The organism is Candidatus Eisenbacteria bacterium, assembly GCA_016867495.1.
Taxonomy (GTDB): domain Bacteria; phylum Eisenbacteria; class RBG-16-71-46; order CAIMUX01; family VGJL01; genus VGJL01.
The window spans coordinates 1-15270 of record VGJL01000049.1; the positions used below are offsets into that span (position 1 = coordinate 1).

The following is a 15270-nucleotide window of genomic DNA, read 5'->3' on the forward strand; positions in this document are numbered from 1 at the left end:
CGATCTAGAGGGCACCGGCCACTTGATCGAGAACAGCCGCTTCTCGGAGAACACGGCGCCGGCTTCGGGAGGAGCGATCAACGCCTTCAATGGAAGCGGGAACACGGTTCGCGCGAACCTCTTCTTTGGCAACAGCTCCGGCAAAGGGGGCGCGATCTGCGAGCAGTCGGCGCTGCAGGACATCGTCGGGAACACCTTCGACGGGAACACAGGCGGACAGGGCGCCGCGATCGGTGGATACTCGGGCTCGCCCTCGATCGAGGAGAACATCTTCTCCAATCAGACCGGCTTCGCGATCGACTGCTCCGCGATGGTCGCATCGATCGGATGCAACGACTTCTGGCAAAACAGCGCGGGAAACGGCAACAACTGCGCCATCGCCCCCGAGGAAGGCAACATCTTCCTCGACCCGCTCTTCTGTGAGGTCGTGACGCGCAACTTCGCGATCCATTCCGACTCGCCGTGCACAGCCACCCATGTCCCGGCCGGATGCGGCCGCATGGGAGCCTTCGGGGTGGGATGCGGCGACACTCCTACACTGCCTGTGACCTGGGGCCGGTTGCGCGCGCTGTTCCGGTGATTCCGCTCGGCCTGGATTCCCTCCCCCACCGGGCCGGGCGGCCGCGCGCTTGTGCCCCCGTGGCCAAGAAACTCAAGTCGAGGCCCAACGGCAGCGGGCAGTCCCTCGCCATCCCGATGCTGGTCCGGCATCCGCGGTGGCGACTGAAGTCGTCCCGCACGATCAGCAAGAGACGCCCTTCTCCGATTGTCCCGCAGGACCCGCAAGAGACGCCCTTCTCCGAGAACGATCACGAACCAGGCACGTTCCGCCGTTAGAGGCGGAAGAACCTCCGGATCGACTTCAGCAAGCCGCCGCCGTGGCGCTCGCATGCCTCCCGCGGCTCGGTCCCCGCGAGGAACTCCTCGTCGCGGAACTCGGGGCAGCCTCCTACCGCCTGTTGCCCCGACTCGACGCAGATCTGTTCCACGACGATCCCGGGCGGTTTCGAGAAGTGCCCATCCCCCGCGATCGCCATCGAAGCCCGCATCGCGCGGCTCCAGATCGGCAGCGCGCCTGTCCGGCCCGACAGACCGACGAGTTCCCCGCGATCGAATCCGACCCACACGCCGATCGACCTGCGGGGCGAGTATCCGATGAACCAGGCGTCCCTGTAGTCATCGGTGGTCCCTGTCTTGCCGGCCACGGCCCCGCGCACCCCCGCACCGCGCGCGTCGTTCCCGGTCCCCGCATCGATCACGCCGCGGAGCAGGCTGGTCAGCAAGTAGGCCTCGGCCGCGCCGACACCCGGCGGGTCTGTGAGCGCGCTCAGCGAATCGGGCGTCCCGTCGGGACCTGTGACCGCTGTCAGCAGCGTCGGAGTGCGGGCTGCGCCGCCGGCGGCGAGGCCCGCGTAGGCGCCGGTCATCTCCACCAGACTCACGCCCGAGACGCCGAGGGCGAGCGAGGGGACCTCGTCCAGCTCGCTCGTGATCCCGAGATCCCTGGCCGCCGAGGCCACACTCGCGATCCCGACCTCCTGGGCCACGACCGCGGTCGGGACATTCAGCGATTGCTCGAGCGCCGTCCTGAGCGTGACTTCCCCTCGGTAGTCGCCGTCATAGTTGTGCACGGCCCAGTGGCGGCGCCTTCCGAGCCGGATCGTGAGCGGCTCGTCCTTCATGATCGTGGCCGGCGTCCAGTAGCTCCCATCCTTCCTGCGCGGGTGCCGGAACGCGGCGAGATAGGTGAACGGCTTGAAGGTCGACCCCGCCTGGCGATTGGGATCGAGGGCCCGGTTGAACGGGCTGTTCTGGTAGTCCCGCCCTCCCACCAGCGCGCGAACCTCCCCGCTGGCGGGATCGATCTCGACGACCGCGCCTTGCAGCGTCCCCTTCTTGCGCCTCAGCTTCGGGTGATCCGACTCCAGTCGGGCCAGCCCGTCCCGCAGCGCGGCGACAGCGGCAGCCTGCGACCGTGGATCGAGGGTCGTGAAGACCGCCGTGCCGGGCCTCTTGAGGACCCCTTTGGGGGCTCTCCTCTCGACCTCGTGCCTGGCGGCGTCGAGGAAGTAGGCCGCCTCGGCCTGCCTGCCCGGCGCCCGCTTCGCCCCCAGGGGCCGCTTCGCCGCCTCCCGCGCTTGCGGCTCCTCCAGGATTCCCCTCTCCTCGAGGACCTGCAGCACGACGTTGCGCCGATGCAGGGCCTTCTCCGGGGAGGAGTAGGGCGAGTAGGCGTTGGGCGCCTGCAAGAGCCCCACCAGAAGGGCGATCCCCGCCGTGTCGGCCTTCTCGAGGTCGCACCCCAGGTAGTAGTTCGAGGCCTCGCGCGCGCCGCGGATCTCCATCGTCCCCCAGTAACCCCAGTAGACCGCGTTCAAGTACGCCTCGAGGATCTCCTTCTTCGAGTAGCGCAGCTCGAGAGCGAGCGCGAGGATCGCCTCCCGGGCCTTGCGGAGCACGGTCTTCTCGTTGCGCAGATAGAGCGATCGCGCGAGCTGCTGGGTGAGGGTGGAGCCGCCCTGCCGCGCCTCCCGATGGCGGATGTCGGCCCAGATCGCGCGCAGCAGGCCGATCGGGTCGATCCCCGGATGGCTGTAGAAACGGCGATCCTCGACCGCGATCACCGCGTCGACGAGAAGTGGCGGGGCATCGGCCAGCCTCAGCGGATTGAGCACCGCCCCGGTCTCCCCCTCGTAGCCGGCGATCCGCTCGGGCTCGAGCCGCAAGTCATCGGGCTCGATCGGATCGAGCGCTTCCGCCCTGGCGACCATCCCTCCTGAGATCGCCACGCGGATCATCCCGCCGGAGAATCGCCGGTCGGGATAGCGGAAGGGCCGGAGGTAGATCGTGAACTCCCCCGCCCGAACCCGAAACTGCCCCGGCTCGAACGGATCGTCCACCTCGCGGTAGCCGAGCCTCCGCAGCCGCGAATCCAGTTCCTGAGGGTCGATGCGGGATCCGTCCCGCAGGTCGGTCGCGACTGAGTAGAAGAGGATCGTCTGGCGCGATCCGCTCTCCGGGATCCTGATCGACAGGCAGGATCCCCCGAGCAGGACGAGCAGTGCGAGGAGGCAAGCGCCCAGTGCGAGCGGCAGGAACAGACGCCCTCTCACTGCTCCTCGTCGCCTACACTGACGCCGTTCGACTCTAGCTCCATGCGGGTGATAGGACCTCCGGCCGCGGCTCGCCGCCGGTGTGCGGCTCATATCCGTTGCGTCTCAGCAGATCGACGATCTGCGCCAGGGGGCGAGAGTCCTGGATCTCGAACTGCGCCAAGGAGCAGTCGGTGTGCGCCGTGTAGCCTCCCGGATCGGTTCGAGAGCCGGCGGACATCTCGGTGATCCCATACTCCAGGGCCCGATCGCGGATGCGCTCCGGCTCGCGGGAGGACAGGACGATGCCCGTCCCGGGCAGAGCGATCCGCATGACCGCGATCAGGCGCAGCAGCATGTCGTCCGACACGGCGTGGTAGGGGTTCCGGGAGAGCGCCGAGCCATCGGCCGGCTCGATTCGAGGAAGCGAGACCGTCCGCGGCGGACGGCCCCATCGATCCTCTATCCTGCGCGCGTGCTCGATCAAGGCGAGGGTGTCCCGGACAGGCTCCCCCAAGCCAAGCAGCACGCCGAGACCGACGGCCGGGATCCCTCCGGCGAGCGCGCGGTCGGGGGCCTCGATCCGCCAGTCATAGTCCCTCTTGGGGCCCTCGGGATGCACAACGCCGTAGGTCCTGCGATCGTAGGTCTCCTGGAAGAGCGTGTATGAGTCGACGCCCGCCTCGGCCATCTCGCGAAACTGCTCGACATCCCCGGGCGCCACCTCGAAGCCCATGTGGACCACCGCGTCGCCGTTCGCCCGGGTCTCGCGCACGGCGCGCGCCGCGGTGAGAATGAGGCGGCGCCCCTTCTCCGTCGGGTCCTCGGACGCGACGAGGAGGATTCTGCGATGGCCCATCTCGAGGAGCGCGACGGTCTCCTTCTCGATCTCCTCCGCGGTCAGGACGCGCCTGGAGGCGTTCGGATTCCCCCGCCGAAAACCGCAGTAGAGGCAGTTGTTCGCGCAGAGGTTGGAGAAGTAGAGGGGAGCGAAGAGTTGGATTCGTCGGCCGTGAAGGCGATCGGTGATCCGCCGGGCGGCCTCTCGCAGGATCCGGTCCGCCTCGGGGTCCCTGTCCTTGAGCCAGCGCCTCGCCTGGGCGATCGTGATCCTCCCCCCGTCGAGGACCCTCTCGACGGAGCGCTCGATTTCGCGGAACTTGTCGGGCCGGCTCATGGGGCTATTCTAGACGTACTTGACTGCATCTGAGAAGCGAGCGGGCGCGCCGCGAGGCCCGGCGCCCCCGGAACCCAGCCGGGCCGAACGGATGCGCCGGGTGAGCGTCTCAATTGCAGTCAGAACGGTCTGGACCTTGCGGAGCGCGCTCGACAGCGCGGGGAAAGCAGGAGAGCGCCGATGAGAACGATCTACCTCGATCACAACGCCACGACCCCCGTCGATCCGGCCGTGCTCGAGGCGATGCTCCCCTACCTCCGAGAGGGATTCGGGAACCCATCGAGCGGCCACGCTTTCGGCAGGCGGGCGCGCGAGGGAGTCGAGGAGGCCCGCGCTCAGGTGGCCGCCGCGATCGGGGCGACGCCCGGCGAGATCGTCTTCACGTCGGGAGGAACCGAAGCGAGCTGGCTCGCCCTTCTCGGAACGGCGGAGGCGCTGCGCGAGGGGACTCCAGGGCGGAGGCTCAGGATCGCGAGCTTCTCGCTCGAGCACCCCGCGACGCTCGATCCCTTGGAGAGGTTGCGGCGACTCGGCGACGAGGCGATCCTCGTCCCCCCAGATGAGAGAGGCGTGGTCCGACTCCCGGAGCTGTTCGCCCTGTGGGAAGCGCGGATGGCCCCATCGATCGTCTCCCTGATGCACGCCCACAACGAAACCGGCGTGGTCCAGCCGGTGGAGATCGTCGGAAGGCACGCGTCGCAGCATGGGACGATCTTCCACGTCGACGCTGCGCAGACCCTCGGGAAGATCCACGTCCAGGTCGGCTCGATCGGCTGCGACCTGCTCACGATCGCGGGGCACAAGCTCTACGGTCCCAAAGGCGTCGGCGCGCTCTACGTCCGCAGGGGCACTCCTCTCTCGCCGCCGCTGCGCGGCGCGGGGCAGGAGCGGGGCCTTCGCGGCGGGACCGAGAACGTCCCCGGGATCGTCGGACTGGGGACAGCGTGCGCGATCGCTCGGCGGCGCGTCGAGGCGGGCGAGCCGGCGGCGCTCCAGAGGCTTCGCGAGCGCCTCTGGGAAGGCCTGCGCGCGGCCGTCCCCGGAATCGCGCGCACGGCCGATGGAACCGCGACGCTTCCCAACACGCTCCACGTCCGATTCCCCGGAGCGAGCGGGGGCGCGGTCCTGGCCGCCTCTCCGGAAGTGGCCGCCTCGACCGGATCGGCCTGCCACGCGGGGAGCGACGCCCCGCCCGCGGCGATCGTCGCGATGGGGATACCGCAAGAGCAAGCCCGGGGCTCCGTTCGCCTGAGCCTCGGATACGCGACGGACGAGGATGCGATCGACTCCGCCGTGGCCTGCCTCGCCCGTGGCTGGAGAGCGGCGACCGGAGGGAATCCCGACGCGCCCGCACGATAGTCCCCTGGGAGAGTCGAAGGACGGGATCGTCCGCGAGGAAGCGGATCTCGTCCGCAGGGTTCTGTCCGGCGAGAAGGCCGCCTTCGAGGTTCTGGTCATGCGCTATCACCGCGATCTCCTTCGGCTCCTCCGCCGGATCACGCGGAACGCGGAGGACGCGGAGGATCTGACCCAGGAGGCCTTCCTTCGGGCCTATCGAGCCCTGGACCGCTTCGATCTCGCGCGGCCGTTCCGCCCCTGGCTCTGGACGATCGGGATCCGCCTCGCGCTCCAGTCCCTCGCGAGCAGGAGGCGTGGGGAAGTGAGCCTCGACGGCCCTGAGGACGATCCTGGCGATGAGCGACGACAGGACGGGCCGTGGCTCGCCGACGAACGGAGCGTGCGGCATCTCGACGAGCGGCTGCTTCAGCGAGACCTCTCGGACGCCCTCGACGGGCTGGATCCCATGCACCGGGCGATCCTGATCCTGCGGGTGGTCGAGGAGCGAACCTATGAGGAGATCGCGAGTCTCCTCGGGATTCCGATCGGGACGGTCATGTCCCGATTGAGCCGCGCGCGGAGGAATCTCCGGCAGAGGCTGGCGGGATGGCTCCCCGCGGGAGGACCCGATGACCGAACATTGTGAGACCTACCTTCGGCTCTTCGACCGCTATCTCGACGGCGATCTGGACCCCGAGGTCACCCGGCAGATGGAGGAGCACCTTGCGGCCTGCGCGCAGTGCAGGACGGCGCAAGAGCAGATGCGCGCGACCGACGGCCTTCTTCGCCGCTACGTCCTCGCGGAGACGGAGGAACTCGCCCGCGAGGAGGTGGCCAGGGAGCGCCTCCTCGCGCGCCTGCGGCAGGAGCCCGATCCGGCCTGGATGGGCCGCGACGCCGGAGCCGCCGCGCGTCCGCCGCGGCGCTTCTGGTCGGGCCTGACGCTCCGCTGGGCGGGCGGACTGGTCGCCGCGACGGCCGCGGTCATCCTTGCGATCCGGTTGGGCATGCCGCCCCGCGAGACGTGGATGAAGGAGGAGGCGCCACCGGCCGGGACGAACCTTCGAGAGGACGCAGCGAGAGACGAGGCGCTCGACGCGCCGCAGGCGGCGGTTGCCGAACGAGAGGCGCCGCAAGCGGCCGTTGCCGAACGAGAGCCGCCCCAGGCGGCGGTTGCGCAAGTGCCCGACGCGCCGCAAGAGGCGGTTGCGGAACGAGACGCGCCGCAAGCGGCCGTCGCGGAGCGAGAGGCGCCCCCTGTCGCGCCTCCCCCGGAGCATCCGAGAGCCTCGAGCCGGCCCGTCCAGGCCGATGATGCCGGCGGGGCGCCCGCTGAACCGAAACAGCCCGTGGTTGAAGCGGACGCCAAGAAGGAACTGGGGGGTCTTCACCTGCGGGGTGGGCGCTCGGCGGAAGCACAATACCTGGTGACCGATGCTCCGGTGTCGCCGAATGAGGCTAAAGGGGCGGAACCCTCGGGCTCGGCAACTCCCTTGGCGGGGCAAGGGATGGAAGCGAAGGCGCTCCGCACGTGGGGATCGGTCTCCAGCACCCGGGTCGGACGCGTGAGCGCCGAGGACACGCTCGCCGCCGCGCGCGATCTGGAGTCGCGCCTTGAGGAAGAGGACGCCTACCTTTCCGGACCCGACGGAGCGGCCATCGAGCCCGCGACCAGGGCCGCGCGCTACATTCTGATCGGCGACCTCTGGGAGTGGCTGGGCCGCACGTGGAACAACCCGGCCTTCTGCGCCAGGGCGCTCCGGGCTTACGAGAAGGCCGTCGAGGCGGACTCAGCCGTGGCTCCGGACCCTGCAAGAGTCCATCGCGCGCGGCAGATGACGAAGGGAAAGGATTCCTGGGAATAGATCCGCGGCTCCATAGATAGGTTCCTGCGTCCCTGACACGCGACCGCATCGGGTCGCCAGAGGAGGCAGGAACCATGAATACGAAGCGCAGCAACAGCGACAGCAGCGCGGTCCGCGCCGCGAACCCGGTCGCGCCGGCCGCCATCGCCTTCATCGCGACCCTGGCGATCGGCCTCGTGTCGAGCCTCGCAGGTCCCGCCCTCGGCAAGTCGTTCCCGGCGCCCCGGCCGCTCCCGCCGCCCATCGTCGCGCCCCCATCGGCGATGGTGGAGGGAAGCACCAGGGTCGACGCCCGACTGGACGGTCTCATCCTGCAGGTCGAATGCGAGCAGACGTTCAGGAACGTCGGCGGGCGCCAGGAGGAGGTCGAGATCCTTCTCCCTGTCCCCGCCGACGCGGTCGTCACCGACGGGCTCCTCATGGCCGACGGACGCGAGTACCCCGCCGAAGTTCTTCCGGCGGACCAGGCCCGGCGAATCTACGAGGAGATCGTGCGCTCGCGCAGAGATCCCGCTCTCATCGAGCTGGTCGGCCACGGCCTGATTCGTCTCTCCGCCTTTCCGATCCCCCCCGGCGGGACCCGAACGGTCTCGTTCCGCTACCACATGAGCGTCGCGGCGAGGGAGGGACGCGCGCGGCTGCTCTTCCCCGTCGCGGCGCTGTGCGGACTGAACAGGATCGGGCCTCTGGATCTCGACCTCGAGATCGAGGGGCGCGATCCGCTCGCCCAGCTCTACTCGCCGAGTCACGATGTCGAGATCGAGCGCGAGGGTCCGACCGCCGCGCGTCTTCGCTTCGCGACCGACAGACCCAATCCCCATGAGACGCTCGAGATCATCGCGGTGCGGGACGCGCGCCCCATCGGCGTCGATCTCCGGACCGCCCGCGGGCATGGCGAGGACGGCTACTTCCTGCTCGCCGTCTCTCCCGGCTGGGACCTGCTGACCGAGCGGGAGTCGGCATCGAAGACGATCATCTTCGTCCTCGACACCTCCGGAAGCATGGAGGGAGAGAAGTTCGAGCAGTCGCGCCGCGCACTGCGCCGGATGATCGAAGAGATCTCCCCCCGCGACCGGTTCAACATCGTCGCCTTCGCCGGCGACGTGGAGATCCTCTTCCCTGAAGGGCCGAGCAGAGCGACGGACAGGTCGCGCGAGCGCGCGCTCGACTGGATCGACCGGCTCGAGGCGACCGGCGGCACGGCGATCGCGGCCGCTCTCGATGAGGCAGCGGGCCAGGTCGGCCGATCGGGCCTGGTCCTCTTCCTCACCGACGGCAGGCCGACCGTCGGCGAGCAGGATCCGGAAGCGATTCTGGGCCGCGCCCGCATCGACCGCAGGGCCGTGCGCTTCTACGCCTTCGGCGTCGGTTACGACGTCGACGCGCGCCTCCTCGACGACCTCGCCCGCCAGGGCGGCGGGTCGGTGAGCTATGTCCGCCCGGGAGAGGATGTGGACGAGGCCGTGACCGCCCTGCGCCATCGGGTGGAGCGACCCTGCGCGCGCAATGTCCGGCTCGAGGTCGCGGGCGTCAGGATCCACGACGTCTATCCCGAGGGGCCGCGCGATCTCTTCGCGGGCGAACCGCTCATCTTCGCAGGCAGGGTGAAGAGGAACGCGGGGCCCGCCACCGTGCGGCTGACCGCGGAGGACGCGGGCGGCGAGAGGCTCTCCGGCTCCTGGCGCGTCGACTTCGGCGACCCGGAGGCGCGGAGCTCCTCCGTGCCCGTGCTGTGGGCGTCGCGAAGAGCCGCCTCTCTCCTCGAGAGAATCCGCCGCGAGGGACACGACCCCTTCGCCCTCGCGGAGCTGCGCGATCTCTCCCGCCGCTACGGGATCCTGAACGAGGAGGTCGCCCTCCTCGCCAGAGAGGACGAGCCGATGCTCGCGGATGGATCCGTAGGAGGCGCCAGGGATCTGGCAGCCCGGCAGTCTCCGGCGCCGTCGACCTGGGGCGCGGTCCAGAGCGCGGAGGGGCTGCATCTCAGAGGAGGCCGCGGCGCGCAGGCCGACTCGAAGAAGGAAGTTGATCTCTCGGCGAAGCTCTGGAGCCTGAGCGAGGCGCGGACGAAGTCGATGATCGAGGCGGAGCGGCCGGCCGATCGTGACGACGTGACGGCGGGCGAGGTGAGCTTCCGGCGCGACGGCGAGTGGTGGACGGACGCGAGGATCACGCCGACCCTCCCATCCGGAACCGAGACGATACGGCTCCGGACCTACGGCGCCGCCTACTTCGAGCTGGCGCGCGACGGAGGGAAGCTCGCGGCATGGCTCTCCATCGGCGATCGGGTGCGGGTCCTGCTTCCCGGCATCCTCCTCGAGATCGCGCCCGACGGCGAGGAGAAGCTACCGTCCGGCGCGCTCGAGCGCATCCGCGCCGCCGTTCTCGACGCCTGAAGGATCGGGGCCGGCGACCTCCCGGCCCTTGATCTCTCCCCCGATGCCGATCGTGACGATGCTGAACGGAACAGGGCGGCCCGAGGCCTCGACGGCCATCCGGGCCGCCTGCGCGATCCCGCCGCAGCAAGGCACTTCCATCTTCACGACTGTCACGCTCCGCACGCCGGCGGTCTCGAGGATCGCGGAGAGCTTCTGCACGTAGGCGTTCAGATCGTCGAGCTTGGGGCATCCGACCACGACAGCCCGTCCCGCCAGAAACGTCCGATGGAAGTCGGCGAACGCGAAGGGAACGCAGTCGGCGGCGATCAACAGGTCGGCGTCCTTAAGGAACGGAGCGAAGGGGGGAACGAGCGCGAGTTGGAGCGGCCAGTTGCGCAGCGCCGACGGACTCTGGGGCCCCTCGGCGCCTTTCCCGTGCGGCACAGGCCGATCGAACGCGAGAACCCTTGCGGATGGGCAGGTCGGCACCGCATGGGCCGGCGCGGCGTGCGCCGGGGCGGCAGGCGCCGCGGCGGGCTCGGGAAGCTCGAAGCGCTCCGCCTCCCGCTCGATGACGCGCAACGCCCCCTGCGGGCACTCCCCCAGGCAGGCGCCCAGACCGTCGCAGTAGCTGTCCTTCACGAGCCGAGCCTTGCCATTGACGATCGCGAGCGCTCCCTCGTGGCAGGACGGAACGCAAAGTCCGCATCCGTCGCAAAGCTCTTCATCTATCTCGATGATCTTCCGAATCGCCATGTTCAAGCCTCCCGGCGCGCAGCGCGCCCCCGGGGATGAGGATCGGTCACGAGCGATTCCCTGGGTATGACTTGAGTCATCGGCGGGCGAAGGGAATCGTCAGGTCGCCGAACGAGAGCGCCCGTGGCGTGCCCGCGGCGGGCGCCCTGCGACCTGGCCGGCGAAGCGGCCAAGCCCGGGCGCTCCAGCGGCGCGCCTGCTCGCCTGTTGGATCCGGTCGGACGCGTCTAGGGACGCGGCCTCTCGAACAGGACCGGCGGGATGTCGGCATTGATGACGACCTGGTCCGCAGTCCTCGTAATCGCGAGCTGACCATCGTGCAGCGTCCTCGTGGTGTGCGGGATCTTGACCCCGCCGACCGGACGGAAATCCGAGAAGACCTCCGTCACCATGGCCGGCTCGCCTGTCGAGGACTTGCCGGGATAGCGCAGAGCGACCGGCATCTTGGTCGACCGATCCAGGAAGAGAAGCGTCTGGCTCAGCCCTCCGCCCTTGATCCTGAGGACGTCGCAGGCCTTCCCCTCCAACTCCTCAGGTTCGAGCGCCTGAGCCTGATAGCTCTCCTTCTTGGAGAAGAGGCTCCAGAGGTCCCGCGCCGCTTCCTCCCTGAGCTGGGCGATCTCTTGCGGAGTGAGATCGAGGATGGGGCTGTTTGCGACCTTGCGCCAACCGACCGAGTCGGTCACGGCCATGACGAGTTCGCCGAAGGGCAACTTCTGGTTGACGTACGCCCGCCCTTGCATCGCCCGCACGGTGCGCCCCGTGAAGATGATTTCCTGATCCGCCACCTTCCACCCGCCGTGGAAGTCGGTGGAGATCGACTTGACGGACGACCACGCCGCTCCCCCAGTCGCCTTCGCCGCCGCGGCGAGCAGTTTGCGCCCTTCCTCCAGACTTGCCGGGGTCGCCTCGACCGTCTCGATCTCCACTGCCGGCTCCGGGATTGTCAAGTCGATCAACTGATACGGCCGGCCCAGGCTGCTCAGGGGTTGCGCGAACTCCTTCTCATTGCCCAGGACGAGCATCTGCAAATCGTCCGGGTGGATGTTGCGCCGGGCCGCGGCCCGGAGATCCTGGACGGTCAGCTTCCGGACTTTCTCGGGATAGGTCGCCGTGAAGTCCGCGGGGTAGCCGTTGAAGTCGAGATAGGCCATCCTGGCGGCGATCTGTCCCTTCGACGCGAAGCGGAAGACGTAGGAATTGAGGATAGTGTCCTTCGCCTTCTTCAGCTCCGCTTCGGTGACCGGCTCCTCCGTGATCCTGCCGATCTCCCGGCGAATGAGGCCGAGCACGACAAGGGCCGAGTCTGTGCGAGTTCCCGCGTATCCGGAGAAGATCCCCGGCCGCGGGAAGTCGGTTCCCGGATTCCCACCCGCCGCATAAGCGAGACCGCGCTTGGTCCTGATCTCGTTGAACAGGCGCGAAGCGAAGCTCCCTCCGAGGATCTCCCCCAGGACGTTCATCGCGGCGAAGTCCTCGTTGTCCGCCTGGATCCCCAGATGCCCGACGAAGACCCAGGCGTTCGTCATCCCGGTCTTTTGAGCGAAAGCGAGCCCGCCGCCAGGCACGATCGCCGGCGCCGCAGGTCGTGGCGGAGCGGCCGTCCCCGCGGGGCTCCAGTCGCCGAAGAGCGCCGTGATCTGCGTCAAGATCTCCTGGGTCTCGAAGTCGCCCCATAGCGTCAGGTAGATCCTGTCAGGGAAGAAGTGGCGCTGATGGAACTCGACGAGATCCTGCCGCTGCAGGCGGTTGATCGTCTCATGCTCAGGCCGGAAGCCGTAGGGATGTCTCGGACCCCACACGAGCCTCCCGCCCTCGCGGAAGATGATGTCCATCGGCTCGTCGTTGCGGCTCGCGACGGCTCTGTGCATCTCGGCCTTTGCCAGATCGAGCTTCTCCTCCGCGAAGGAGGGGCGGCGGAGCAGGTCGGCGAGGATCGTCAGAACCTCGGACGTGTTCTCTTCGAGGCACCAGAACGATCCGGAGCCTTCGGTCATTCCGAGCTCGAACTCGACGCTCGCCCCGATCGCCTCGAGGCGCTTATCCAGATCGTCTCCCGGGAACTTCGCGCTTCCGCCGGTCCTGAGCACCGTCCCGGCTATGCTCGCGAGTCCGGCCTTCTCTTCCGAGTCCAGCATCGACCCGGCGCGCACGAGGATCCGTCCTTGAACGACAGGAAAGTCCCGATCCGCGAGGATGTAGATGACGAGCCCGTTGGGAAGGACGTGTCTGTCCACCTGGGGCAAGCGGACCTCGCGGAGCGGCGGATAGTCGAGCTTGCCGCGATCCCACAGGGAGGCGTCGCCGGCCGCGCTCGCCACTGTGGCGAGCAGAGCGATCCCGGCGACCGTCCAGACGAGGCAACGACCCTGGTTCAACATTTCCACCCCCTACGAAGCGGACTTCTGCCGCAGCACGGCGACCGTCCTGTTCTCCTCCCGGAGAGACTCCCGCGCCGCCTTCATCACATCCTCCACCCGAACGGCGTTTACCTGATCGATCTGCTTGAAGAGGTTTCTCCAGTCCCCGGTCATCATCTGGTAGTAGGCCAGCTGTCCCGCCATCCCCTGATTCGACTGGATCTCGCGCCAGAACCGCGCGCGCGCCCTTGTCTTGTATCCGTCGAGCTCCTCCTGCGTGACAGGCCGCTCGCGGAGAAGGCCACCGACGCGCCGATCGAAGGCGCTGACGACGGAATCGGGATCGGTTCCGGGCGCCGGGACGGTATAGACGAAGAGGATGCTGGGGTACTTCTCCCCCGGCAGGCTGGCGAACGAGCCGGCTTCCACCGCCACACGGTCTTCCTTGACGAGGCCGGTGTAGAGGCGGCTCGACCGGCCGCGGCCCAGGATGTCCGCGAGCGCCAGGTAGGCTTGGTAGCGGCGATCGTTCCGATCCGGCATGTGATAGGCGAGGAAGGCCATCGGCTGCGCCTCGTCCTCCATCACCAGGCGCTTCTCGGCCTTCTGAGGCGGCTCCACCGTGTCGACCGGCGGGGGTACCGGCGCGTCGGGGATTCCGGAGAAGTACTTCCGCGCGAGCTTCTGCACGGTGGCGAAGTCGACATCCCCCACCAAGGCGATCGTCATGTTCTTGGCGACGTAGTGGCGGCGATAGAACTCCTCCGCCTCCTCGCGGGTGAACGACTCGAGATCGGATCGGTGTCCGACCAGGCCGTTCCCATAGGGATGGGCGACGAACGCGGTCTGGAGCAGCTCCTCCACGAGACGCCCCGAGGGAGAGGACTCGATCCGCATCCGGCGCTCCTCGATCACCACGTCGCGCTCCTTGTAGAACTCGCGAAGCACGGGGTTGGCCAGCCGGTCTCCCTCCATCATCGCCCACAGCTCGAGCTTGTTGGAGGGAAGATCGTAGTAGAACTCCGTCGCGTCGAAGCCGGTGCCCGCGTTGAGGCCGTTCGCCCCCTCCTGCTCGAGGATCGAGCCGAAGTCATTGGACACGACATAGCGGCCGGCTTCCTCTTGGGCAGCCTTGAAAAGAGTCTCCAGCTCGCGGATCCGGGTCGAATCGGCGCGATGCCGCTTCCGCCTCTCGGCGAGCAGATCTGCCCACGCTCGATCGACCTTCGCGAGGGACTCCTTCTCGCTCGGGAAGTCGGTCGTCCCGATGTGGGGAGTCCCTTTGAAGGCCATGTGCTCGAACATGTGCGCTATCCCCGTCACCCCCGCGACCTCGTCCACCGACCCCGCGTCGACATAGGTTCGAAACGCGAAGACGGGAACCTCGCGACGTTCGAGGACCAGGAACGTCAAGCCGTTCGGGAGAGTGAACTCGCGCACCTGATTCTCGAGGCCCGCGAAGCCACCGGGCTCTTCCCCTCCTCCCGCGCCCAGCGCGCCGGAGACGGCAAACAACAATGCGAGCGCCACACCCGCGATCACAAAACGTGAGCAGATCATCGACCCGGCCCTCCCAGCTCATACGGTGGAAACCCCAGGGCCGGAGGTCCTGGGGCACCCAAACAGCCTGACAGAGAGGGCCTTCGGGGGGCAACAGGAAAGGAGACGATAGCCCAGCAGCGGCTCCGGTCATGTTATAGTGTCGCCTCGTCGGGATCAGGCGATCCGGGAGCGTGTCCGCCGGCCCAAGGAGCAGATCGAAGCATGGCGCAGATCGAATCTAAGATCAGAGATCTCAAGAGGGAGCTTCTCGCGCGGTTCCCGTTTGACGCCGGGGATTTCGAGCCCGCCTTCTCGCGCCCTCCCGATCCCGAGATGGGAGATCTCGCTGTTGCCGTGTTTCCGGCGGCGAAGGCGGTCGGCCGTCCTCCCCAGGAAATCGCGCAGCGGTGGGCCGAGCAACTGCCGGACGGGACGGAGATCATCGCGGACCTGCGCCTACAGGCCGCGCGGCCATCGGGCGGATTCCTGAATCTGCGATTCGAGGGGGCGTCGCTGCTCCGACTGGCCTGCTCATGCGTGATGGAGGAAGGCGACGCATACGGCGGCCTCTCGATCGGCGGCGGATCGAGGGTGATGGTCGAGTACAGCAGCCCCAACACCAACAAGCCGCTCCACATCGGGCACGTGCGCAACAATGCGATCGGGATGGCCCTGTCGAATCTCCTTGAGGCGGCGGGATACGAGGTCATCCGCACGAATCTCGTCAACGACCGGGGGATCCACATCTGCAAGTCAATGGTC

At 68.3% G+C, this 15270-nt stretch carries 11 protein-coding genes; 6 read left to right on the top strand and 5 right to left on the bottom strand.

Annotation, left to right across the window (positions count from 1 at the left end; translation table 11 throughout):
• Positions 1-22 precede the first annotated feature (22 nt).
• A complete protein-coding gene (locus FJY88_06690) occupies positions 23-580 on the top strand; it encodes a hypothetical protein (protein ID MBM3287022.1) in 558 nt (185 codons plus the stop codon).
• 253 nt (positions 581-833) lie between these two features.
• Here the strand turns inward: FJY88_06690 and FJY88_06695 are convergent, their stop codons facing one another.
• Positions 834-3206: a transpeptidase-transglycosylase gene (locus tag FJY88_06695; GenBank protein MBM3287023.1), complete on the bottom strand. Its 2373-nt coding sequence runs from the start codon at positions 3204-3206 to the stop codon at positions 834-836.
• Positions 3148-4269: a radical SAM protein gene (locus tag FJY88_06700; GenBank protein ID MBM3287024.1), complete on the bottom strand. Its 1122-nt coding sequence runs from the start codon at positions 4267-4269 to the stop codon at positions 3148-3150. The genes FJY88_06695 and FJY88_06700 overlap by 59 nt, the downstream gene beginning before the upstream one ends.
• Before the next feature lie 180 nt (positions 4270-4449).
• Between FJY88_06700 and FJY88_06705 the strand changes: the two genes are divergently transcribed.
• The 4 genes from FJY88_06705 (at position 4450) to FJY88_06720 (ending at position 9868) form a co-directional block, all read left to right on the top strand.
• Positions 4450-5628 carry a cysteine desulfurase gene (locus FJY88_06705; protein MBM3287025.1) on the top strand — a complete coding sequence of 393 codons (1179 nt, stop codon included), beginning with the start codon at positions 4450-4452 and terminating at the stop codon, positions 5626-5628.
• Positions 5546-6253 carry a sigma-70 family RNA polymerase sigma factor gene (locus FJY88_06710; protein MBM3287026.1) on the top strand — a complete coding sequence of 236 codons (708 nt, stop codon included), beginning with the start codon at positions 5546-5548 and terminating at the stop codon, positions 6251-6253. The genes FJY88_06705 and FJY88_06710 overlap by 83 nt, the downstream gene beginning before the upstream one ends.
• Positions 6237-7472, top strand: a complete 1236-nt coding sequence (locus FJY88_06715; protein MBM3287027.1) for a hypothetical protein — start codon at positions 6237-6239, stop codon at positions 7470-7472. The genes FJY88_06710 and FJY88_06715 overlap by 17 nt, the downstream gene beginning before the upstream one ends.
• A gap of 74 nt (positions 7473-7546) precedes the next feature.
• Positions 7547-9868: a VWA domain-containing protein gene (locus tag FJY88_06720; GenBank protein ID MBM3287028.1), complete on the top strand. Its 2322-nt coding sequence runs from the start codon at positions 7547-7549 to the stop codon at positions 9866-9868.
• Here the strand turns inward: FJY88_06720 and FJY88_06725 are convergent.
• From FJY88_06725 to FJY88_06735, 3 genes are all read right to left on the bottom strand, one after another.
• On the bottom strand, positions 9818-10606 hold the full coding sequence (locus FJY88_06725) for a 4Fe-4S ferredoxin (protein MBM3287029.1): 789 nt from the start codon (positions 10604-10606) through the stop codon (positions 9818-9820). The two genes, FJY88_06720 and FJY88_06725, sit on opposite strands and share 51 nt — an antisense overlap.
• Before the next feature lie 227 nt (positions 10607-10833).
• Positions 10834-12987 (bottom strand): insulinase family protein, encoded by a 2154-nt coding sequence (locus tag FJY88_06730; protein MBM3287030.1) that lies wholly within the window; start codon positions 12985-12987, stop codon positions 10834-10836.
• 9 nt (positions 12988-12996) lie between these two features.
• Positions 12997-14526, bottom strand: a complete 1530-nt coding sequence (locus FJY88_06735; protein MBM3287031.1) for an insulinase family protein — start codon at positions 14524-14526, stop codon at positions 12997-12999.
• 204 nt (positions 14527-14730) lie between these two features.
• On the opposite strand from FJY88_06735, the gene argS reads away from it, so the two are divergent.
• Positions 14731-15270 (top strand): arginine--tRNA ligase (argS, locus tag FJY88_06740; protein MBM3287032.1); only part of this gene is annotated, 540 nt, incomplete at its 3' end.